The organism is Flagellimonas crocea, from assembly GCF_033441595.1.
GTDB classification, from domain to species: Bacteria; Bacteroidota; Bacteroidia; order Flavobacteriales; family Flavobacteriaceae; genus Flagellimonas; species Flagellimonas crocea.
Genome location: NZ_JAUZVX010000002.1, coordinates 786,979 through 810,036 on the forward strand (window position 1 = coordinate 786,979; position 23,058 = coordinate 810,036).

Consider the following 23,058-nt stretch of genomic DNA (forward strand, 5'->3'; position numbering starts at 1 on the left):
CCATTTAGGTTAAAATAAAGCACTGTTAATTGTATGATTATCAGTGCTTTTTGTTTTTTATGTATCCATTTGATATCATCTGAATCCAAATTTTCGGTGTGCAATAAGGTGAGCACACCAATGCACAGATTGTTGTAGTTTTAAGTATGGGCAATTGAGGTTTAAGGGCAGTCCGACCACTAACATTTGTTCAACTTAAACTATTACAACATGCGGACAGACAGTACTTTAGGAATCAATTTCTTCGTAAGAAAAAAACGCAATGACCCGAACATCTATGATATTTACCTTCGCGTTACGGTAAAAAAAGCGCGTGCAGAGGTCAGTTTAAAAAGGTGCATAAAGGTGTGTAATTGGGACAAAAAGCGCGGAAAAGCCTTTCCGAGGAACAAAACCATGGAAGACTTGAACGCCTACCTTTACACCGTATATGGTGAAATCCTAAATGTTCATAGGGACTTGCACATGGAAAGGAAATTGATAACGGCTAAATCTATCAAGGCAAGGTACGTCGGGGAGGATGAAATGAACCATACCCTTTTGGAACTTTTTGAGTACCACAACAAGAATATGGTCAATGCTCTAAAACCCGGTACCATGAAGAATTATTATTCCACTGAGAAATACTTAAAGAGCTACATCACCACAAAACTCAAAACCAATGATGTGTTGCTCGGTGAATTGAAACACAAGTTCATTTTGGACTTTGAGAACTACATCAGGACCTTCAAGCCCAAGAAGAATAGAAAGACCTGTTCCAACAATGGCACGATGAAACATCTGGAGCGTTTGATGAAGGTCACGAAACTTGGTGTTCGCTTGGAATGGATGGAAAAGGACCCCTTTCGAAACTTCAAATTGCGCTTCGATAAATTCGACAGAAAATATCTGACCCAAAGGGAAATCGATTTGATTGAGGGTACAACATTCACAAGTCTGGGCAAGGAAAGGGTAAAGGATGTATTTCTTTTCAGTTGTTACACCAGGCTAACCTTTATGGACATCAAGCTACTGACCAAGGACAATGTAAGTAGGGGGATTGATGGTAATTATTGGATATATACTAAAAGGATAAAGACCGATGAGCCCTTGAAGATTCCTATGTTGCCAAGAGCTGTGGAAATCATGAGGAAATATCAAGAAAGCCCAAAGAACGGTATTGGCTTGTTGCCTGTTTATAGCAACCAAAAGACCAATGCATATTTAAAGGAAATTATCAAGGCTTGTGGCATACACAAGAATATTTCCTTCCATACGGCCAGACATACTTTTGCAACTACGGTGACCTTATCCAATGGTGTTCCGATAGAGACAGTTTCCAAGATGCTGGGCCATACAAAGCTTTCCACTACGCAAATTTATGCAAGGGTATTGGAAAACAAAATAGGGCAGGACATGCAACATCTAATGAATAAAATGGGACACCTGAACACACAACAAGCAGCTGCAGAATGATAGATGTGTTATTAGGCAATAATTCGGTAAAAGAGAATAAACCAGAAACATATGGATATTCCCTTAATACTACAAAACTGCCGAGCTCAGTTTAAATTAAAGTTGTCTAGAAGCCAAGAAATCCTCCGCAAATTGCTGGAACTTTTCACTGTCCATGAACGCTTCCAACCATTTGGCAAAATCCGCCAGTTCCTTATCGCTCTTGGAGTAGGGCATATCGGCCTTCAGTTCCTTGGATGCCCAATTGGACCATTCACGAATGCTCCGTCCATGGGGAGGTCTTTGGAGGAAGACATCGAATAGATAGGTGTTGCCCCGGAAGGTGTCTAGTGCCTTTTGTTCCGCTAGTGACTTTTTCTTGGTCTTAAACAGCGTTATGGTCCATTCAAAGAGGAAAATGGGATAGCCGATGTCATCCGGGAAGTTCTTGGCGAACCAATTGAAATACCGATTGGCCCCTGAGTAATCCCCCAGTTTAATATAAAGGGTAGGGGGAAGGTAGCGGAGGCCCCTGCTGTCGTCATAAAAACCACCCCAGCATCTTTTGTCGGCGGCCAGCTCCTTTTTGACTTGGGTGATTTTGGCCTGTATGCGTTCGGCTTGTTTGGGGGTCATGGGTTTGTCATTTTCATATTGAAATTATCAAATGTTTTTTTATTAATCCCTAGCTCTACCATATAAAATAATATCTGAAATGATGTATCGAAGCTTTTCTTTCAAATCATATTCCATATTGAGTTCTTCAGCTTTATTGCACATTTCAAGGAGTTTTGAAAAGTTGCTAATTTCATTATCAATCCTACGTCTAAAAATATCGGATAGTGTTTTGATGTCTTTAAAAGAACTTCGGCTGTTGTTCAATTTAAAAAGAATTTTTATCCTCAGCTCATCAGGATTTTTAATTGTTTTAATGCTTTTAAGCTCTTGGACAAAGTCCTTTGAAGTATTCAAAATGAATCCCATGTCGTTGAGCATAGGGAAAACATTTTCAGGTTTTTTACTATGTGGGATTATTAATGGGTCATTCTCGAAAATGGTATCACGCCTTGGTATGAGATAAACACCCCTCTGGTTTTTTTGTAAAACCCGTACAACATTGGTGAAATTCAAAGATCCATTACCGAGATCATTAGTGGAGACTTTAATTGCAGTAGACACATGTCCAAAAGAGCCGGCATCATGGGTATGTTTTTCTACAATAATCATATCCAATTTGGATTCATTCAGCGCTGCACTTCTAATCTCATACTCAACTCCTTTATTTTGTTTCATGTTTTCATGCAATACTAACATTGCCACTACGAATGCAAAATCAACACCGTATTCATGATAACGTTGAGTTGAAACTATTCCACGGACAAAGACATTTTCACCATCTGAAAGTAACCTGTAATTTCTCTCTTTATTATATTCATCGGAAACGGAAGCCAAGCTTTTGAAATATTGTACATTATAATGAGCTAATTCCGACTGTCCAATTTTATAAAGGTTATTTGCATATTTGGTCATCGCATACTCATCAAGGAAAGAGTTTTTGGCACCGTAGATTGAAATGGCTTCGAGTTTGTTGCCAACTACTCCGTCTTCGGCATATTCTTCAAAAAAGAAGACTATGTCATCATCGCCATCTATGCTTTTTTCAAAAACATCAATGTGTTTTGTTTGTGCAAGAATGTTAAACCTTCTATATTTAGTAAGTATTTTCTTGACCTTGCTGTAAATGGTATCAACATAATCAATGGTAATGTAATCATCCATGATAGGCTCAACATTCAAACTCTTCATTAAGTCGTCCTTGTATGGGTGTTCATACAATAGTCCTAAAAGCTTTTCAACCTTGATTCTTCCCGAAGAGTTTTCTGGATCAAGAAAGGTGGTTTCCTGTATAAAGTTTTTTTTCATAGCTATTTATTTTTCTTTTCGTACTCCTTTAAAAGGTTTGTTGCTGGATGTTTTACCATCCAAGAATCTCCCTGTTTCTGAATCTCGTTTTACCCAAATACCTGTTTTTGGGTTTTGCACTTGGGAACGCTTTTTAACCGCCCCGTGCCTTCTGCCGTCTCCGGACTTTCCATTTGTTGCCATAGCATCAATTTTTATGTTAAACAATAATTGCCGTGGATATTTTGAGTCCACACTGTTATATGATTGAAGCGTGACAATGTTTTTTTATAACACTTTTGACATATACTAATAGTAGGATGGATATAGAATACTTGCTTCTTCAGATAGCTGAAAAGGAAACAGACATGAACCAAGCCCTTAAGGCATTGGATACAATTAGTAAAAAGTTCAGGGGGTTCATTTACAACGCCGTTTTTAAGAACATCAGCTTTATTCTTCATAGAGAGGAATTAGCATGTAATATTTTAACAGGTGTATTAAATGTGGTTTGGGAAAAACCTTTAGAATGGACTTTCGATTCTTCATTACATGAAACTCAGGTTGATGGTTTCAAAGCGTATATGGCAACGATTATAAAACTTAAGTTATATGAGGAATTCAGAGCGATTAAAGACACTCTTGATAATGAAGTACAGCTTATAGATGAGGAAGGGATAGATTGGGTTTGGCCTATTGTAGAGGAGGAATACGAAATTTTGGAAAAAAAACTCCCTGAAAAGGACAACCCAATTGAAAAGTGCCTTTTATCGTTTAGTCAACGAGATCGCGATATTTTAAGAATGTATTTCTTATTTTACGAGGAAGGAAAGAAAATGCCCAGTGATATTGTCAAAATGATGGAATCTCAATTTGACACGACTTGGCTCAATATTAGACAGATAATCAGTAGGTCTAAAAAGAAAATCAAAAAGTTAATAGAAGAAAATAAATTGTGATTATGCCGTCAAAAAAGAAGGATATAGGAAAATTATTGAATAAATACGGTTATTCCATACCCCAGACTTCTGATGAAATAAAGGCATTTGAGGAGAAGTTTGAAAAGGAATACGAGTCGCCAACAAAATGGCCAGATATAAAGGATATTATTGATGGTAAATCTATCAAGGTATTTGAACTAAAACAAGATTCACCTATTGATGCATCTGGTAATCTTGCTATGGCTGCAAGGGATGGTAAGAAAATTACAAAGGAAGTCCGGGAAAGGATGAATAAAGACCGTAATGCAGCAGAAAACGAATGAATTTTTAACAAGAGATGACGTAATAAATCTCAATGAGCTGGCAAGTAGTATATCTGATTATTATTTCCCTGAGAGCCAAATTGACCCTAGTTTAATCGCCACAAAAAATCAAATAACTTATAGTTATGGCAATTATGCCGACTCCTATCACGGCTTACTAGAACATCTTAATGGGAAATTTCACATTTACATTAACCTTGATAAACTGGGCCACGCCTATTCGGAAAGATCAAGATTTACTTTTGGGCATGAGCTTGGACATTACTTTATAGATAGCCATAGAGTAGCACTTTCAAAAGGCAAGTCCCCAAGCCATGGTTCATTTACAGGTTTCGTAAGTAAGAATAGGGCAGAAAGGCAAGCTGATTACTTTGCTTCTTGTTTATTGATGCCTGAAAATCGATTTAGGGCCTATTGCCACAGGAAAAAGTTTCAGTTCAGAATCATAGAAGAACTTGCAGGTAAATTTGGAACAAGTTTATCCGCAGCCGCATTGAGGTTCTGTGCAATTGGAAACCATCCAATTTTAGTGGCTTGCGGTTTCAAAGGAAAAATTAAGTGGTACTGGAGTTCTGATGACTTTAGGTACAAACGGTTGAAACATGGTAAAGATAGAATCCCAGAAGATACTGTGGCAGGAGAATACTTTGATTTAGGCAAGTCGCCGAAAACAACAGAGGAGGTTTTTGCTATGGATTGGTTTAATATCAGGTATGAAGAGCAAGCTAGAGAAAAGTTTTATGAACATACTCGATGCTATGGAGATTTCTCACTCAGTATTATTTGGGAAAGTTAAGATGTACAAGCGACTACTCAACCTTACAGTTGTTGTTAATTGACATTTGAAAAAAAACTCGCATGGACATGCCCCCGCTAATTTTCTATTTACACACTTTATGAGATAGTCCTTTCTGGGGTGAATTTACCTACTTTTTAGCCCAACTAAACGGTTGAGTTGAGTATAGTTTCCTTTTCTTAAGGACTATTTATCAAACTCATTTTTTAAGTCCTTCATCTTTTCAATTGCTTCTTTTAGCTCTGCCCTGTATAATGGGTTCTCCCCATGATGAGAGGCTGAATTCATAACCCTATTCAAGATTTCTTTCACATCTTTAACAAGAAGTTCCTTTTGATTTTTCTTTTCATTAAGCTCAATGAGAAAATCAAATAGTCTTGTTTTTAAACCTTCCAATTGGGCCTTATCCTCTTCTGACAGTGTTCCATCAGCTTGAAAGTCGGTTTTTATTTTCTTTAGTTTCTCAAGTTCAATTTCAGGGTTGAAGGATTTCTTGAACTTCTGAAGCCTCTCATTTGTCAAAGTATTGAAAGCTTTATCAAGCTTTGAATTCAGTCCTTCAAATTCCCTGTTTAGCTTCTTCATTTCTGGGTCGAGATACGATGTAAGAATTGCCTCTGCTTCTTTTCGAAGTTCATTCCCGCAGTTTTCAAATTCATCCTCTTCAAAGTATCGTACCGCTTTTTGTAATGATGTATAGTCAGGTTTGATTTTAGGTGGTGAATTATCGCTTTCGTCTTTATTGAAATTGTAATAAACCCATTTTTCTTCATCTGTATTTCTACGTATGAGATTGAAAAAGCCCTTGTCATGAGTCAGGATGAACTTTTGAAAACCATCAAAGAATTTAAGACTTGCCTTTCCTTCCTTATTTAGAATGATTCGAACCACATCCATTCTGTTGGATAGATCAAGGCTAATAAGCATATCATCCAAAACCAGGACTTTGAATTTGGCTGCTTCTAACGGTCTAGTCCTTAAGGCTCCGATTCTAATACCAATTGCTATTCTAGTTAGCTGAGCTTCATTTAAGAATGATTGAACTCGTTCGATGGATTTCCAACGTGGTTCTGGTTTTTCCTCATATATCTCTACCGAGAGTTTAATTCGCAACTGATCGTGCCTGTGACCATCACGATCCTTTTCCCAAATTTTGTGTCGAACATTCTCAAACTTGAATTTCTGAGTGAAGGTCAACGCTATTCTAATAACGTCTTCACCATTGAAGAACTCCTCCTTGATAAATTCATTCGCATTGTTTTGTATTTCAGTGAGCAGGTCTTGAATCTTTTGATTTAATGCTTCAAGTTCATCAACGTACCGCTGTTTTCTTTTTTGACTGACAACAGCACCTTTTGGTGTTCTGGGAACATCCTTGGTTTTATCTTTTATGATGTCTTCTAACCAGTTCTGTGTCCCTTCAGTTAGGAAGGGGAAGATATCCCGTTCAAAAACAGGCCAAAGGTTTACTTCCTGCTTATGAGAGCCACGATAAAAGTTATGAAGCAGCTTATAATTGATGAAGTCACTGGCTAAATTCAATTCTTGAATAATAGTGTCTTCATCTTTGTTTGTGTTGATGACAGCATGAGAAATGGTATAGGTCTCCTCTTTGCCAATTTCAGTGTCTATTGAAGTGAGCTTTATGAATGATTCTTCCTCTTCATCCATGAACACGTTTTTCAGAGTTTGATGTGTATCGGTATTTGATGCAACATACTTTTCAAAATACTTTTTTATACCAGTATCTTCTTTGGTGCTGCTTTGAAGCAATGTGTAAAGTGCCCAGAAAAAACTTGATTTCCCTGAGCCATTATTTCCGTACACCAATACATTTTTACCTTTTTTTCCAAAGTCAAAAACTTCTTCTTTTTGGAAAGCTTTGAAGTTCTGTATGCGCAGTTCCTTAATCCTCTTCATCAGCTTTCTAGGATTGGTTTCAAAATCTCAGGACTTCTCACCACAAAAAGTTTCATGCGGTTGCGTACCGCATTATCCGGATTGCTCCAGGTGGCGTGGAGTTGCTCAATGACTTTTTCTTTTTCTCTATCGCTTAATCTATTAAAATCTCGATCATGAATGGCTTGGTTGATATCCCGTACAACGAACTCTAAAATGTCAATTTCTAGTTCTTTCATATGATTCGCAAAGTATAGGTTGAAAACAAGTGAATTAGCTATATCTTCGAATAAACTAAATTGGCTATCCGATTTCAATTTTAAAAAATTGATTACACCATACATTACGTTTAAAGGTTCTAATGATTCATCCAATTGTTTTGGGATTGGAAACTGGGCGATTTCATAGCCCATAACATGATTGTTTGTTGATGTTTTCCTAAATAACCAGTCTAAAAACTTTGAATTTAAGATGACTGCTAAAGGCTTCAACATTTCAGGCTTCTTCACTGTCAGCTTATTAGCAGTATGTCCAAAAAGAAATCTTACTCCTAATGGTGTTAAACAAAAATGTAATCGGTATCTATCAGTTGTCCCGGTGATTTCCTGGCAAACAAGATATTGGTTATTGGAATTCTGAGTTGCCTGATTAGACTTGAAACTATCTAGGACATACTCTTCAACATCGTTAATCAGATAATAACGTTGAACATTCTTTCCTCTATATAGCTTTACACCAGTATCATGTGATGTGAAGTAGTTTTTAGAGCTGGTTAGGTTTAAATCACCTTGCGAAATACCCACTAAGTAAGTAGCAAGTGGAAGTGTATGATCTTTTACCAGATTTATTGGTTTGAAGTCACCATTATTGACAAGAGGTATATAGTAGGTGTCAGGATATAAATCAAAAAGAGAATTTTGAACGATGTATTCGAACTCTAAGCTTGGAAGCGTAGTAACATCATTGTTAACTGAAATTCTGAATTCATACCCTTTTTTAGGTTTAGAATTTATAATCCTATAAATACATGTTCCTTGTAGAACATTTTCAAATACTTGCCCTTCTCTAGTTGGAGCAATTTTTGGAAATTCAAGGATTTCTTCAATAGTTGTGAATTTCAACAAAAGCTCTCTTGTATATGTGGACGACAGGTCACAAAGGAGACTACTTTGTACTATCATTGTGGCTATGCCAGATTCTTTACACACAAGATTTTTAGATGCTTCAACAAACACTTTGTAGAGATTCTGTTTTCCTTTGTCTTTTCCTTCAGAGAAAGGAAAATACTTAGTGGAGAAAACACCTTTTGGTACTTGTTTGTATGGAGGATTGCCAATCACGATATCAAATCCTTCCGAAACATCGAACATCCATTCGGGGTCAAAGAATGGAGAGGAGGCATTCTGGTCATATGGGTCCCAGTCGGATAGTTTTTCAGCCTCTTTCAGTGGAAGACCTTGATTTTTTAATACTTCTGCCATATTTCTCCGTAACAATTCATCTTTTTTACGCCACTTCATTTTGGCATCCTTGCTCTTCAAATTAAAAATTTTGTGACGAACTTTCTTCAGTTCCGCTTCAAGTGCTTTTATTTCTTCTGTGTAGAATAATGAATCTTCTTTTTCAATCCCTATCAAAGTATTAGCCGCAACAAACTTGGTTTCCAAGTTAGGCAGCGGTCGGATATTGAAATTGTCATTGGGTTCGTCTGTCGCTTTTTGGTCAACCACCAATGAGATAAAGAAACGAAGCTTAGCGATTTGGGTAGCGATTGGCTGAATGTCCACCCCATAAATACAGTTTTCAATCAGATACAGCTTACGGGCATAATCAGGGTCGTTTATGTTTTCATCAAAGGCATTATTGATTTCGATCAGCTTTTCTTCCCGTTCTTTTCCGTCTTCAATGCCATAGACTTCTTCAGTAGCTGAAATGGCCTTATTGAGTTGTAATTCTTTCCAGTATTCGTTTTGCGGGTCAAGCTTTTGTAGCATGTGTACCATCTTCTGTAGAATACCCATCGGGAAAGCACCCGAACCACAAGCTGGGTCAAGAATGGTACATTTATCCAAAGCTTTAACAATCCGTTTGCTCAAATCGACATTGTTGTTAAATGGATTGACAGGGTCAAACGAAGTGAGTTGATGTAGCTTTTCATCCAGTTCCTTTTCATCCATACCCCAATCAGAAACTATATTTTTTAGAAAGGCAATCAAGCTTTCATCCACCATGTAGTTCACAATCTCTCGCGGTGTATAAAAGGAACCTGTTTGTTTACGTGCTGTGGTTTTAGTTTCAGGATTGTAACTAGCGAGCAGGTTCTCAAATACTTTACCTAAAAGCTCTGGGTCAAGCGCCACATCTTCTTCAATTGGCGTATTCTCAGTAATCGTGAATTTATACGATTTTAAAATGTTGATGAGTCCTTTTACAGCTGCTTGTTTGGTGCCTTTATTTTTTACCCCATATTCAGTACTCAAATCCACTTCTTCCGCTGTGCCAAAAAAGAGATAGTCAGGAACAACCAGTTGCTCTCCTTTGGTCATTTGGTCTGAGAAGCCATCGATGTACAAGTTTTGGTATTTATCATCCAAACATTCAAACAACCCTCCGTTCATGAATGGAACGGTTTGGTTCATCATCTTCAAAAATGCATCCGGGTCTTTGAAGTACTTTTTATACCGCATTAGATAATCGATACCTCTATGCGTGCCGTACCCATCTCCTCTAAATCCTCTAGTTCGATTATCTACTCCATCTGCTTCAATAGGGCAGTTTAGTGAAGCAAAAAACAAGTTTTGAAGGATCGCTTTGTAGTAGATGCTGTCCTTGTTCGATTGAACAAACATTGTTCCTTCTTCGTGGTATGGTGAAATTTCATTCAGAATGTCTTTTTGTAGGGCATCCAAATCGAACAAGGCTTCTGGGATGAGTTTCTTCTCTTTAATGAACCATGTAAAAAGAAGTCGCGTCAATAAACGAATTACGTTGGTCGCATTGTGCTCTTGAATAAGCTCATCTAGCTTCTGCTGCTCGAACTTTCCGAATTTTTCAACGACAGTTTCGGTGGTTGGCCTGTTTGGGAAAGTAACGTGTTTAACAGCCCAGAAATACCAGTGAGAAAGCTCCTGATAGAACTTCTTATTGAGAACACTTACGCTAAAAACTTCTTGCCAATAGATATAGAGTTTAGCGAAAGAACCTACGGCTTTTGTTCCTGAGGTAGGAATGCGCAATTGGTTGATGATGTCCTCATGTCCACGGTGAGGCTTTTCAATATTGATGTCACGTAAGAGGGATACTTTGCCCGCCTTTTCACCTTCACGCCAAGCTTGTTTGTATTTAAGACGCTCAGTGTTTGCAAAAGCAATGAAATTGGCCTCATCATTTTGATACTTAAAAACCAAGACCACAGGTGTGTAATAGAATTCGCGGTTAAAGGCCCGTGAGATTTCTGCAAGCTGCGATCGGGTAGGTAAGAGATTTTTATCTCGTTGATTTAAGGTTATACCGAACACGAGAATCCCGTCGTAGTCTGATTTGATTTGCTGGGTATCTAAACTTTGATTGCCTTCAAATGCGGCATCATCAATCATCCCCACGAAATAGACATCATTCACCAATTGAAATGTCTCATTCTTCTTGTACGTATCTTTTAGAATTTCTTCGGCCGTAGTGGGTTCGTCTGCCACATAATTCATGGGCACTTTCAACTCATTAAAAAGTGCTTTAATGGCAGGTAGAAATTGTATGTCTTTAAAGTGATTCAGTTTCATGTTATTCAGCTGTTACTAAAAACCACGTGATGAGATCGAAATTTTCAAGTCGATACTTTTCGTCCACCTTCACATTTTGTTTTACTCGATTTAAAGCTCCTTTGTCACCTCTCCTTAATTTGGATAGCACGTCCTTTGCTTCTTTCCCCATAGTTTTTTTAGCACTCCCATCTTCTTGTTCTTTAATTTCGGCTGCTTGACTGTCTAAAAAGGACTTCAAAGAGTTAACCAATCCTTTGATGGAAGCTTCGTCTCCTTTATCAATGGCATCAGGGACAAAACGTTCTAGGTCTTTGTGGAAGGTAATAGCATCTAATACTTCTTTTTGGTTGAGTAGCACTGGCTTGCCATCATTATTAATGTAAATCAGGTCGAAGACTTTGTATTCGTGAGTCTTTGCTTTTTCAGGACGATTGGGATAGCCAAGCAAAGCGATAATTCCATCTTCTGCACATATAGCTTTGTCACCTTTAAAGCCCGAATACACACCTTTCGGCATTCGTTGGTACTTGGCTTTGTTCTTATTAAATTCTTCTAGCAAATCCTGTCGGTAAAGTTCTAAGGATAAATCATCAAAACCAAATGACTCTTCTGCGTCAAGGTCGTCAAAACTCACTTCCATTTGACGGAGCATTCTTTCCTTCATGCGTTGCTCCAGGTTTGCATCCTCAGCCATTTCTTTGAAAGAGTCTGAGAATTCAAGATTGACTTCCGAACCAGCTAATTTCATAGCTGCCATTCGTTGTTCAATTCTGCCTTGTAAATCGAGGTAACTGTTGATATTATTAGAAGGCCAGAAGTTGATACCAAATACAGTTGAATTCGGTGAACCCAATCGGTCAATACGTCCCATTCGCTGAATGATACGCACGGGGTTCCAATGGATATCATAATTGATCACCATGTCCGCATCTTGCAGGTTCTGTCCCTCACTCAATGCATCGGTGGCAATTAGGATATCAATTGGTTTTTGAAGTTTTTCGTAGGTCTTTGGGTGATTTTGAGCCGTCCATTCAATCCATGATTTGAATTCTTTTTGGTCAGCTGATTTGATGTCAAAACTCCATTCTTTCTCTTTGAATAGTTTGGTGTACGGTGCAAATCGTTCTAGAATTGGTTCGAATAATTTGCTTTCTTCATCAGTGTCTGAAACCAAAGAACCGGAACCAGACACCATTGCTAGTTTATCATATCCACGTGACTTTAATTGTTCAAAAAGGTACTGGGCCGTATCTCGATAAACTGTGAAAATCACTAGCTTCTGATTGTTTAAGTTATGTCCAGATTTTCTTTTCACTTCTATTTGCTTGATTAGCTCTTCAAGCTTGCTATCATTAGATTTGTGATTATTGGGCTGAACTATCTCTCGGTCAATTCTCGCTTGGAACTTTTGTAGATTGGAATATAGATTATCCAATGCTTCTAAGTCCTTTTTAAGGTCTTTCTTAAACAAGTTTAGATTTCCTGCTTCATCAATATCTGATAATTTGACCTTTCTCTTTTTTCCTAGGGTGAATTCCTCGTATTCAGCTTCAAGGTCGTCATCTTCGAACAACTCATCTTCCGTTTCATCGGTCTTTGAATTCTTTTTATCCTCTTGGTAAGCCTTTATTCTGTCAAGGGCATTTTGGTGATGATTTTTAATTTTGCCTACTGTTGAGAAAAATGAGAACCAAGATGATTCTAAACGCTTAACCATTAAGATGTAAAGCATCTTAACCAAGAATCGATCCCGTTGTCTTTCATCATGTAAAACGTCTCTATCCTCTTTGTCAGTCTCCTCAAGGTAAAAGGATGGCTGATAACCTGAAAGCATAGGCGGGAAGTGATCAAATAATTCCTCAAAGGATTCAAAGTTTCCAAGTTCATGCGGGGTGACAAACAAGTTCAACGGTTTGGCTTTCTTTGGAAATGTCAACTTAGTTTCATGACCAGCAATCATGCTTCTTGTTCTTGCCACCGTCAATGTATCGGTTAACGTGAAGAAACTTGAAGGAAGCTTTTTAATGAATTCAGAAATCTTTGGGTCGGGTTCTTGTCGCCACTCATTAAATGATTTTTGAGCGGCACGAAATGAATAGTCCAAATTCCTCACTCCTAAACTTTCCTCATAACCGTGCACATTTCCCTGAACCATTAATTTGAATTGGTTTCGGATGTCGTTTAAAGAATTGTTTATTGGAGTAGCTGATAGTAGCAGAACCTTGATGTCTTCATTCGGTTTAAGTACATGTTCAAGAAGGAATTTGTAACGGTTCGATTTGTTGTTTCGAAGGTTATGGCTTTCATCAATTACGATGAGTTTTGGCTTGTCATTCGTAAAGAATATATCAGCACGGTCGTCATACTTCTCGAGTCTTTCTTCACCCATGTCGGTGTGAAATCGAACAAAGAAGTCGAGTTGGTCTTTCTCGAATTTGGATTCCTGATGCTTTCTGTATCGCTTCCAGTTATGCTCCAGTTTTTTCGGGCAAAGGAGCAGAACCTCTCTGCCTTGTAGTTGGAAGAATTTCATTACTGCAAGAGCGCTCCAGGTTTTACCCAATCCTACAGCATCTGCGAGAATTGCCCCATTGTACTTATTGAGCATTTTAATCAAGCTTAATACGCCTTTCTTCTGAAAGTCGTACAGTGTATTGTAGATAATAGAGTTTTCTAACCGACCAACTTGCCTGTTGAAGTCAGGGTCATTTTCTTCTTCTAGAAGCTGACTTCCAAAAAGCTCAAAGAGAATCTTATAATAGATTTCCCTTGGTGTGTATTTGATGAAAATGCGTTCAATTTCACTTATCAGATATTCTTTAAAATCAACCTTTGACTTTGTTCCATCCTTGTGAATGATAGTTTTCTCTTTATGGGCTTGTGGTCTTTTCCAAAGTGACTCAAACCAATCACAGAGTTCCTTGTATTGATTATTATTACCGGTTTCTGCAAGATTGAGTTCAACGTTATTCGTCACTTTCAGTCCGATTCCGGCTTCTGTTAAATTGGAGCTACCAGAAATGAAGTATTTGTTTCTGTCGTCTTTTTCAAAGGGGTTGAAAAGATAGATCTTGGCATGACAAAAGTTAGGTTCAAGCGTTTTTGCCACAACTTTGTCTTGTTTCAAGAATCGCACGCATTCCTGAGAGACACTATTAAGTTTTAATGCTGCTTCTATTGTGATATTCTCATTCAACAAATCGAGAGGCCTGTTTTCCTCAACATCAACATTGACAATGTCCCCTAAGACTAACCTGAACTTATCAATCTTATCATTTACTGATTTAGACAGGTCGGCAAGCGCGCCAATAGTGAAATAGCCAGTTACTATGTCAAGCTTACCTTCCTCAGTATATTTTGAAATCCACTCGTGAACTTTCAGGTTTTCATTTTCGTTATCTATTATCATTCTCTCTTTTTCTCCGATTGTTAAGATGTGACATTAAAGCCCTAACACCTTAAAAAAGGCATCAATTAGATTTAAGATTATAAATATCAATAAATGATGTGACTTTTTTAAGCGAAAATTTATATTATGTAAGTTTTATTTGTACACATTTTGATGAAATGATAATCTGTTATTAGATATAGGTACAATATCAAAGTATGGGATGTTAGATTTTTAAACCTCATTATAATATTGACCAGAATGTTAAGGTTCCAGAGGGATTCTCCTATATCCTGAGAACTTATTTTAGTAGTTTTTAAGATAGACCTTGTTGTAAAAAATTATGTCTGAGATGTAAGCTACCCCTGAAACTAAACTGTTTAACTTGTGTGAGATTGTATTTATTAAAGCAATATGGAAAATAAAATTAAGTACAAAGTACGAACTCTTCAATTCCATTCCTGCAGTTAAAAAGTATACTGCCCACATTTATCCGGCGGGGGTAGCTCAGTTTACCCGGCTCATCCGATAAAATCTAAGAATTTCTAGAAAGGATATGGAATAAAGGTTATTTGCGAATATCATCTTTATTTAATTCAATATGAAAATCAAAGAGTTCTCTTGGCTGTACATTAAGGCCATAAAGCAAATTTAAGACCGTTTCTAGGGTTACGTTTTCCGTACCTTTTTCAATTTTACTTATAAAACTAGAGTCAAGATCACAATTTTTGGCGATATTTCTAAAGCTAAGTTTTTTATCCTTTTTTATTTTACCAAGCTGGTTTCCAAATTTAACTTTGAATTCACTTTTCTTTTTTTCATCAAGCATGATACTTTATTTGTTGTGGAAAATGCTTAATTCGATAATTAAAAACGTGGAAATATATTACCACATCAATCTTTTTTATTATATTGGTCTCGAATTACATATTTTAGCGATTCTTCGTTTAGAACATATTTGAAGCTTTCGCTTGGAGTCTCGACTTGAAAACTGGTAATTTTTGCTACGAGACAATAAGCAGATTGCTCACGACCCGGGCGTGGGCTCTCTTATCGTAGCAAGGTATACCAGTACCTCAAGTCGGTAAGTTGAGTTTTCACGCCCAACTTTTTCCTAGCGTTTGATTTACTTTATTTCTTTTTCGATGTCTCGCTAACCTTTTTAGGTTATGGGAAACATTTGGCAACTTTTTTCTGTAGGGTTCACACCGTGTTTTTGTTCCATTTACGGAGCCTGTCACTCGGTATTCGATATCCTTTTCAAGAAAAAGCCAAAGAATCCCGTATAACCAAGGACTATAGTTATGGGTATTAAGCTACTTAATTTTCGGTTTACATTACTACTTCAGACCCATAACTGACACATACATTTTTCGGGCAACCGGCCCTATCACGAAATCATAGTCTTGTTCCATTAGGAATCCCATTTCCAAGAGCACTTGTTTCTTGGACAGGATGGCCTATGCCCGACCCTAAATGCCCTAAGGTAAGTTACGACATTGTCGGGACTTCGGGGGCAGTACAAACAAAAAACCTCCGGACAGGGTAGCAATTGTCCAGAGGCACGATTCAATTAACACTAACGGTTAAAATCAAACGACTCAAAATTATGAAGATAATATGGATAAATGCGAACAGATTTTCCCTGTTCCTGATCATTAACATGCTGGTGGCCCTGTGGCCATCACATACCTTGGAGGCAGCAATGGCACTTCCTACCCAGGCTACTGTCACTGGTACCGTCACCGACACTAGCGGAAACCCTCTCGTTGGGGTAAGCATCCAAGTGGAGGGCACCCAAAGGGGCACCATCACCGATCTCGATGGTTCCTTTACCATACAAGCCAATCCTGACGATACCTTGTACTTTTCAATCATTGGTTTTGAGCCCATCTTTGTTGGGATTAAGGGGAGGCGTGAGGTCAACGTCCAAATGGAGGAAGATGTCACCCAATTGGGGGAAGTAGTGCTGAATGCAGGCTATTACACCGTATCCGAAAAGGAACGCACGGGAAATATAGCCATTATCAAGGCCGAGACTATGGAGAAACAGCCCGTAGGCAACCCTTTGGCCGCTATGCAGGGCCAACTGTCAGGGGTCAATATCGTCCAAAACACTGGGGTTCCCGGAGGGGGATTCGAGGTCGAGGTCCGTGGTAGGACCTTTATCAATGGGGTCAGCGACCCGCTTTACATTATCGATGGGGTACCCTTTGGCTCTCAGTCCCTGGGTTCCGGCAGTGTCTCGGGTGGTATTCTAGGTGGCAATATCAGCCCGCTCAATGCCATCGACCCTACAACCATTGAGAGTATCGAGGTATTGAAGGATGCCGATGCCACGGCTATTTATGGCTCCAGGGGCGCCAATGGAGTTGTGCTGATCACCACCAAGCGTGGAAAAGAAGGCAGGACAACCTTCAGTGCCAACCTCAGTACCACCTTGGGCGAGGTTTCCAATTTTCTGGAACTGATGAACACCCAACAATATTTGGAAATCCGAAGGGAAGGGATTGTCAATGATGGTTTCGGGGACTTTTTGAACGACCCCAATTTTGATCTGTTCTTTCCGGACCTCAAAAGCTGGGACAATTCCCGCTATACGGATTGGCAAAAGGTACTCATTGGCGGTACTTCTTATCGCAACAATGCCCAGCTTTCGATATCAGGGGGCAATGAACGGACCAATTTTTTGCTCAGTGGTAGCTACTTAAAGGAAACCACGGTATTCCCTGGTGACAGCAACTATAAAAAGGCAACGGTACAAAGCAAGGTGAACCACCGCTCGGAGAACGACCGTTTCCAGATCGACCTGTCCACCATCTATTCCAATGAACGAAACCAATTGCCACAGCGCGATTTCACAGGATTGGCCTACACCTTGGAGCCCAATGCCCCCGAAATTTATGATGAAGAGGGACGGTTGAATTGGGAAAACAATACATGGAACAACCCCTTTGCCGCCCTGGAGGAAGACTATGTGTCCAAGGTGAACACCCTTATCGCCAATGCCTTGGTCTCCTATAAGCTATTGCCCAATCTCGAACTAAGGACCAGTCTGGGGTACAACACCTATCGCTTGGATTCCTACAGGACCCTTCCCAGCAGTGCCCGTAACCCAAGCCTGGGACTGACCCCCGAAAACTATTCCTCGATCACTACCAACGTTTCCCAACGCGACTCTTGGATCGTGGAGCCCCAATTGCAGTGGCAACAGAACTGGGGTAGTGCAGCCTTGGATGTATTGGTAGGGACCACCTTCCAACAACAGACCACCGAAGGTTTTGTGCAACGGGGCAGAGGTTTTCCCAATGAGGATTTGATCTTTAACCTATCCGCTGCCGAGACCTTGGAAGTGCTGACGGATACGGAAAGCGAGTACAACTACAATGCGGTCTTCGGTCGGGTGAACCTCAATGTGAAGGGCCGTTATATTCTCAATCTGACCGGCCGTAGGGACGGTTCCTCCCGTTTTGGTCCCGGCCGGCAGTTTGGGAACTTTGGTGCTGTGGGCCTGGCCTGGCTCTTTAGTGAGGAATCCCTTTTTGGGGACAATTCGATATTGAGCTTTGGAAAATTAAGGGGCAGCTATGGAACCACGGGCAGTGACAATATCGGTGATTACCGGTTCTTGGATACCTACAGCGTAACAGGATTTGATTATGATGGGATTTCCATATTGGAGCCTACGGGCATCTTCAATCCACTTTTTGGATGGGAATCCAACCGTAAGCTGGAAGCAGCCTTGGAGCTGGGCTTTTTCAATGACCGCATATTGCTCAACACCTCATGGTACCGAAATCGCAGTTCCGATCAATTGGTGGGTATCCCCTTGGCGGCCACCACGGGCTTTTCCGAATTGACCGGCAACTTTGATGCCACTGTGGAGAATTCTGGGGTAGAGGTGGATCTTCGTACCATTAATCTGAGAAATGGCAAATTAAAGTGGGCCACGAGGGTCAATCTTACGGTGCCAAAGAACAAATTGTTACGCTTCGACGGTCTGGAATCCTCTCCCTTTGCCAATCGCTATGAGGTCGGCAAGCCGCTGACCATTGTCAAGCTCTACAACGCCCTTGGCGTAGACCCAGATACGGGCCTCTACACCTTTGAGGACTATAATGGGGATGGGAACATCAGCAGTCTGGAGGACCGACAGTTCATAGAGGATAGGGCCCCGCGCTTTTTTGGCGGGTTGGGCAATACCCTTACCTATGGCAAACTATCCTTGGATGTATTCTTTCAGTTCAAAAAGCAGAAGGCTTTTGACCAATTGGCCTTTGGGGCCACCCCGGGCTTTCGGGGGAACGCCCCGGTAGAACTCTTGGACCGTTGGCAAGAAGTGGGCGATATGGCCCCAATTCAAAGGGCCTCTGGAGGACTCGCCCCGGATGTGGATCGTGGAACCTTCCAGCAATTGAGCAATGCCGCCTTTTCCGATGCCTCCTTTGTCCGATTACGGAACATTTCCCTGAACTATGGGCTCGGCCGGTTGGATAATGGTATGCAGGTGAATGTTTACCTACAAGGACAGAACCTATGGACTTGGACAAAATATCGGGGACCTGACCCTGAGCAACCATCGAATAGTAGATTGCCTCAATTGCGACAGATCACCCTTGGACTACAAGTAGACTTTTAACCTAAAAAAAAATAGATATGATAAAAGCATTAAACAAAATCAGGAGCGTAAGAGACCATGGTCTTCCAGCACTCGTAAAGCATCTCAACCTTCAAATCTTGTCATCGCTCATGTGTCTGGGCATGGTAGGCTGTACGGACTTTGTGGAAGTGGAGCCGCCCAAGGACACCTTGGTCGCGGAGACCGTATTCGATGAAGCCTCCACGGTACGCTCGGCCATGGCGAACCTATTTTTCGGGATGCGGGAACAAGGTATGGTATCGGGCAGTTTTGGCTTGACTACGGCCATGGGCATCTATACGGACGAACTGGATTATTATGGATTCGAAGTGCAGAACACGGAGTTCTACCAACACAATCTCTTGGCCAGCAATGAATTGGTACGGCAATGGTGGGCCAATGGCTATGAGCTGATCTATGGCGCCAACGATATCATTCGAGGTGTCGAAGAATCACAGTTCCTGAGCGAAGAAGAAAAAGCCGTGTTTACCGGCCAGGCCCTATTCGTCCGTTCCTATATCCATAGTCTTTTGGCCCAATTGTTCGGGGATGTGCCCTATATCACCACGGTGGACTATCAGGTGAACAATACCGTATCACGCACCCCGGAGGCCGAAGTTTTTGAAGCTATCATTACCGATCTGGAACGGTCCGTGGCCCTTTTGGAAGGTATGGAAAACCCATCGTCGGAACGCACCATCCCCGACCAGTATGCAGCCAAGGCCTTATTGGCCCGGATGTACCTATATGTGCAGGATTGGGCGAATGCTGACGCTATGGCTTCAGAACTGATAGGAGCCTTTGATCTGGAAGGCGATTTGGAAAGGGTCTTTCTAAAGGATTCGGGTGAGACCATCTGGCAATTGAAACCGGGCGAGGCCCCTAGGAATACCCAAGAGGCAAACCGATTGATCATACAGGCGGTTCCCGGTCAGACCTATGCGCTGACCGAATCATTCATAGACAGTTTTGAGGAGGACGATTTACGGGAAGCTTCTTGGACGGAAAGCATATCCAATGCCGACAATACACTGACCCTGTTCTACGCGCATAAATACAAGGCTGATTTTTCCCAGACGGAGTCTGTGGAATATTCGATCGTACTGCGTTTGGCGGAACAGTACCTCATTCGGGCTGAGGCGAGGGCACAATTGGGCAATCTGTCCGGTGCAGCAAGTGATTTGAATACGCTCCGCAATCGGGCAGGCCTACCGGATATCCCCATAGGAACACAAGGGGAACTATTGGAGGCGGTATTGCAGGAACGGCGGACGGAACTGTTCACAGAGCGGGGGCATCGTTGGTTCGACCTGAAACGCTTTGGAGAGGCCAGAGCCGTATTGGAAGGTATCAAGCCAGGTTGGCAGGATACCGACCTATTGTTGCCCATTCCGGAGACCGAGATCGAGATCAATCCCAATCTATCGCCGCAGAACGCGGGCTACTGATAATTATGAACTACAATGGATGCCAGGGCATTTCAGTAGAAGCCTTGGTATCCTCAATAAAAATAACATCAATGAAAAAAATCGTAACAATACTATGGCTATTTATGGCGATTGGAGGGTTTTCCCAAACTCCAAAAACCAAAACTGCAAAAGAGGCTGAATCAGTAAATCACCCAGCGGGGTCAACATTTCTGACCTCCTTTATGCAGGAGGGGGAGCTATATCTCAATATTCCGAGAGATGTGCTGGAGACCCCTATGCTCTTTATCCGCTATGACTACAGAAAGGCATGTAGATATATGCAGGTGCTTTGGTCACTGGAGGGGGACAAGGTGCTTTTAAAACACCCTAGGGTAAGGTCCACTGCAGGAACTATTTTACCTGTAAAGCATCACAAAGCATTAAAGGATAATGTCTTGGCCATGTTTCCCTTGGAAAAAGATATGGGCAAACAAGGGGAACTGTGCATCAATGTCACTTCCTTGGTAATGGACAATGTCATTGAATGGACCAAGGGCTTTACGGAAACCTTGGTGCCACAGTTGAGTTTGTTACAGGGATCGAAGGATTTTCACAACGAGGTGGTCATCAAGACCCGACGTGGCTTGATGTTCGAAGGCTCGAAAGTTTCTTTTCCTGTATTCTTTGGATTGGCGGCACTTCCCGAGAAACTGATGAAAGGCCGGGACTATGACTACCGCATGGGATTCTTCAACGAGGACCGATATGGTATCGATCACGGTGAACCCAAGAACAGTGTGGCCAATATTGCCCGATGGCGATTGGAGAAAAAGCACAAGGACCGAAAACTGAGCGTGCCCGTTAAACCGATCACTTTTGTCATACCGCCAGAAGTTCCCGAACAGTGGAGACCTTATGTGAGGGCAGGTATCGAAGAATGGCTGCCTGCCTTTGAGGCGGCAGGTTTCAAGGATGCCATAGTGGTCAAGGAAACGGATAGCCTGTCGGAATGGGAGGCCCATAGTATACATACCTCCTATGTGGACTGGGGCGATTCCAAATATCTGCGCGGTTTCGATGAGTCCGGTGGGACTGTATCACTCATAATCGATGAAAGGACCGGAGAAATCCTCAAATGCGACATTTATCTCGGAGCGTCGGTCGAAAATGTTACGGACCGTTATTTTATCCGTTGCGCGCCCTTGGATAAACGGGCCCGGTCGTTGCCTTTTCCCCAAGAACTCACGGGAAGGCTTTTCCAAGGGGTTGCCGCCCATGAAGCGGGTCACGCCTTTGGTCTTTTTGACAGTAACTATGGCGAGTTCGCCTATCCCGTCGAAAAGATGTCCGATATCCAATGGCTGAAGACCATGGGCCACACCCCAAGTATGATGAGCTATTCCCGGGAAAACAATATTGCCCAGCCAGAAGACAGTGTGCCCCCTGAACTGTTAATGCAGAAAGTGGGCCCGATGGACCGTCACCAGATCGAGTGGGGCTACACCGAATTTCCAGAGGAAATGTCCCAGCAGCAGGAGGAGGAAGCCCTAGAGCGTATTATAGGGGTGCAGGATTCCGTTCCTTGGTTTAGGTTCAACCAAAGCCAAGTGGAGGTTTTCGGGCCCGCAACGGCAGATGAAGTGGTGGATACCAATGATCCGGTCGAGAGCACCAAGTTGGCACTGAAGAACTTGGAACGTGTCATCCAACTCATGCCGGCCGCCGTTAAGGATCAAAAGGATATTAGAAGGTTGGAAAACCTATATGGAAGATTGCTGGAACAGTGGAAAGATCATATGCTCCATGTGATCTCTTTGCTGGGCGGGTACGATATTCGGTACAAGCCGATCAACACCCCTGGCAAGATGTTCACGCCAATTCCATTGGCCATGCAGGAGGAGGCCATGGACTTTTTGCATGCCAATGCCCTGAATCCACCAGGGTGGTTGGTTGCCCCCGAGTTCCTTCCCAAACTGGAATACTCCACCTTTCCCGATAAAATGGTCGAATTCCAACAGCGGTCGTTGGACGAACTATTGCGGACGCGACGCTTTAAGCGCTTTGAATATATGGAAACGCTGGAAGGTTTTGAAGGTACGTTTGAATGGTATCTATCGGAATTGCAAGAGGGATTGTTCAGGGAACTGTATGAAGGTTCTCCCATAGTAGGACGGATACGGCAAGAAATCCAATCCTATTATATCGACAGGGCCATTATGGTGGTACACCAAAAAGCCCAATATACCTATGCAGAAATGAAAGCTTATGATTATACCGCTTATTCCAAAGGGTTATTGATGGCGCATTTAGTGAAATTAAGGGAGGATATCAGGAGCAAGTTAAAAAAGGAAAGGAACAGTGATGCCAGAGGGCATTGGGAGCACTGCTTGGCCCGATTGGATTCGTTGTAAACATATCAATGGGTCAACAAACCAAATAGCAGAATGGAAATGTAATCCCTAATAAGTGATGGTAGTTTTCAACAACTAAAGAGTAATTTTTTGTTTTCATGTATTTTTTGAATTAGTCAAAAAGGTGCCCTGTGAGGGGCACCTTTTCTACTACAAGT

The 23,058-nt window shown here is 41.2% G+C and carries 14 protein-coding genes; 7 read left to right on the forward strand and 7 right to left on the reverse strand.

Translation table 11 applies throughout. The features are described 5' to 3' along the window. Positions 1–210: 210 nt before the first annotated feature. Positions 211–1,455 (forward strand): site-specific integrase, encoded by a 1,245-nt coding sequence (locus tag SD449_RS08810; RefSeq protein ID WP_318310037.1) that lies wholly within the window; start codon positions 211–213, stop codon positions 1,453–1,455. 96 nt (positions 1,456–1,551) lie between these two features. Here the strand turns inward: SD449_RS08810 and SD449_RS08815 are convergent, their stop codons facing one another. The 3 genes from SD449_RS08815 to SD449_RS08825 are packed head-to-tail and all read right to left on the reverse strand — an operon-like array spanning position 1,552 to position 3,540. Beyond that, positions 1,552–2,070: a hypothetical protein gene (locus tag SD449_RS08815; RefSeq protein WP_318310039.1), complete on the reverse strand. Its 519-nt coding sequence runs from the start codon at positions 2,068–2,070 to the stop codon at positions 1,552–1,554. A gap of 42 nt (positions 2,071–2,112) precedes the next feature. After that, a complete protein-coding gene (locus tag SD449_RS08820; protein WP_318310041.1) occupies positions 2,113–3,357 on the reverse strand; it encodes a hypothetical protein in 1,245 nt (414 codons plus the stop codon). A 6-nt stretch (positions 3,358–3,363) separates the two neighbouring features. Further along, positions 3,364–3,540, reverse strand: a complete 177-nt coding sequence (locus SD449_RS08825; RefSeq protein WP_318310042.1) for a hypothetical protein — start codon at positions 3,538–3,540, stop codon at positions 3,364–3,366. Positions 3,541–3,656: 116 nt separating this feature from the next. On the opposite strand from SD449_RS08825, the gene SD449_RS08830 reads away from it, so the two are divergent. The 3 genes from SD449_RS08830 to SD449_RS08840 are packed head-to-tail and all read left to right on the forward strand — an operon-like array spanning position 3,657 to position 5,396. Beyond that, on the forward strand, positions 3,657–4,295 hold the full coding sequence (locus SD449_RS08830) for a hypothetical protein (protein WP_318310043.1): 639 nt from the start codon (positions 3,657–3,659) through the stop codon (positions 4,293–4,295). Between the two features lie 2 nt (positions 4,296–4,297). Then, complete coding sequence (locus tag SD449_RS08835; RefSeq protein ID WP_318310045.1) at positions 4,298–4,600, forward strand: hypothetical protein; 303 nt, start codon at positions 4,298–4,300, stop codon at positions 4,598–4,600. Beyond that, positions 4,581–5,396: an ImmA/IrrE family metallo-endopeptidase gene (locus SD449_RS08840; protein WP_318310046.1), complete on the forward strand. Its 816-nt coding sequence runs from the start codon at positions 4,581–4,583 to the stop codon at positions 5,394–5,396. The genes SD449_RS08835 and SD449_RS08840 overlap by 20 nt, the downstream gene beginning before the upstream one ends. A gap of 186 nt (positions 5,397–5,582) precedes the next feature. On the opposite strand, the gene SD449_RS08845 is transcribed toward SD449_RS08840, so the two are convergent. The 4 genes from SD449_RS08845 to SD449_RS08860 form a co-directional block, all read right to left on the reverse strand. Beyond that, positions 5,583–7,316, reverse strand: coding sequence for an AAA family ATPase (locus SD449_RS08845; RefSeq protein WP_318310047.1), 1,734 nt, complete (start codon positions 7,314–7,316; stop codon positions 5,583–5,585). Further along, positions 7,316–11,071 (reverse strand): Eco57I restriction-modification methylase domain-containing protein, encoded by a 3,756-nt coding sequence (locus SD449_RS08850; RefSeq protein WP_318310048.1) that lies wholly within the window; start codon positions 11,069–11,071, stop codon positions 7,316–7,318. Before SD449_RS08850 ends, SD449_RS08845 begins: the two co-directional genes overlap by 1 nt. Position 11,072: 1 nt before the next feature. Further along, positions 11,073–14,462, reverse strand: a complete 3,390-nt coding sequence (locus SD449_RS08855) for a helicase-related protein (protein ID WP_318310049.1) — start codon at positions 14,460–14,462, stop codon at positions 11,073–11,075. A 547-nt stretch (positions 14,463–15,009) separates the two neighbouring features. Beyond that, positions 15,010–15,270 carry a helix-turn-helix domain-containing protein gene (locus SD449_RS08860; RefSeq protein ID WP_318310050.1) on the reverse strand — a complete coding sequence of 87 codons (261 nt, stop codon included), beginning with the start codon at positions 15,268–15,270 and terminating at the stop codon, positions 15,010–15,012. 780 nt (positions 15,271–16,050) lie between these two features. Between SD449_RS08860 and SD449_RS08865 the strand changes: the two genes are divergently transcribed. The 3 genes from SD449_RS08865 to SD449_RS08875 all read left to right on the forward strand — a co-directional run bounded on the left by SD449_RS08865 (position 16,051) and on the right by SD449_RS08875 (position 22,900). Then, a complete protein-coding gene (locus SD449_RS08865; protein ID WP_318310052.1) occupies positions 16,051–19,080 on the forward strand; it encodes a SusC/RagA family TonB-linked outer membrane protein in 3,030 nt (1,009 codons plus the stop codon). Between the two features lie 17 nt (positions 19,081–19,097). After that, a complete protein-coding gene (locus SD449_RS08870) occupies positions 19,098–20,528 on the forward strand; it encodes a RagB/SusD family nutrient uptake outer membrane protein (RefSeq protein ID WP_318310054.1) in 1,431 nt (476 codons plus the stop codon). 71 nt (positions 20,529–20,599) lie between these two features. Further along, positions 20,600–22,900 carry a zinc-dependent metalloprotease gene (locus SD449_RS08875; protein ID WP_318310056.1) on the forward strand — a complete coding sequence of 767 codons (2,301 nt, stop codon included), beginning with the start codon at positions 20,600–20,602 and terminating at the stop codon, positions 22,898–22,900. Positions 22,901–23,058: the final 158 nt, after the last annotated feature.

Excerpts from the sequence above, each read along its gene's own strand:
- SD449_RS08850 (WP_318310048.1), bottom strand. The coding sequence starts at position 11,071 with ATGAAACTGAATCACTTTAAAGACATACAATTTCTACCTGCCATTAAA.
- SD449_RS08840 (WP_318310046.1), top strand. The coding sequence starts at position 4,581 with ATGCAGCAGAAAACGAATGAATTTTTAACAAGAGATGACGTAATAAAT.
- SD449_RS08855 (WP_318310049.1), bottom strand. The coding sequence starts at position 14,462 with ATGATAATAGATAACGAAAATGAAAACCTGAAAGTTCACGAGTGGATT.
- SD449_RS08820 (WP_318310041.1), bottom strand. The coding sequence starts at position 3,357 with ATGAAAAAAAACTTTATACAGGAAACCACCTTTCTTGATCCAGAAAAC.
- SD449_RS08845 (WP_318310047.1), bottom strand. The coding sequence starts at position 7,316 with ATGAAGAGGATTAAGGAACTGCGCATACAGAACTTCAAAGCTTTCCAA.
- SD449_RS08860 (WP_318310050.1), bottom strand. The coding sequence starts at position 15,270 with ATGCTTGATGAAAAAAAGAAAAGTGAATTCAAAGTTAAATTTGGAAAC.
- SD449_RS08865 (WP_318310052.1), top strand. The coding sequence starts at position 16,051 with ATGAAGATAATATGGATAAATGCGAACAGATTTTCCCTGTTCCTGATC.
- SD449_RS08835 (WP_318310045.1), top strand. The coding sequence starts at position 4,298 with ATGCCGTCAAAAAAGAAGGATATAGGAAAATTATTGAATAAATACGGT.
- SD449_RS08825 (WP_318310042.1), bottom strand. The coding sequence starts at position 3,540 with ATGGCAACAAATGGAAAGTCCGGAGACGGCAGAAGGCACGGGGCGGTT.
- SD449_RS08870 (WP_318310054.1), top strand. The coding sequence starts at position 19,098 with ATGATAAAAGCATTAAACAAAATCAGGAGCGTAAGAGACCATGGTCTT.
- SD449_RS08815 (WP_318310039.1), bottom strand. The coding sequence starts at position 2,070 with ATGACCCCCAAACAAGCCGAACGCATACAGGCCAAAATCACCCAAGTC.
- SD449_RS08875 (WP_318310056.1), top strand. The coding sequence starts at position 20,600 with ATGAAAAAAATCGTAACAATACTATGGCTATTTATGGCGATTGGAGGG.
- SD449_RS08810 (WP_318310037.1), top strand. The coding sequence starts at position 211 with ATGCGGACAGACAGTACTTTAGGAATCAATTTCTTCGTAAGAAAAAAA.
- SD449_RS08830 (WP_318310043.1), top strand. The coding sequence starts at position 3,657 with ATGGATATAGAATACTTGCTTCTTCAGATAGCTGAAAAGGAAACAGAC.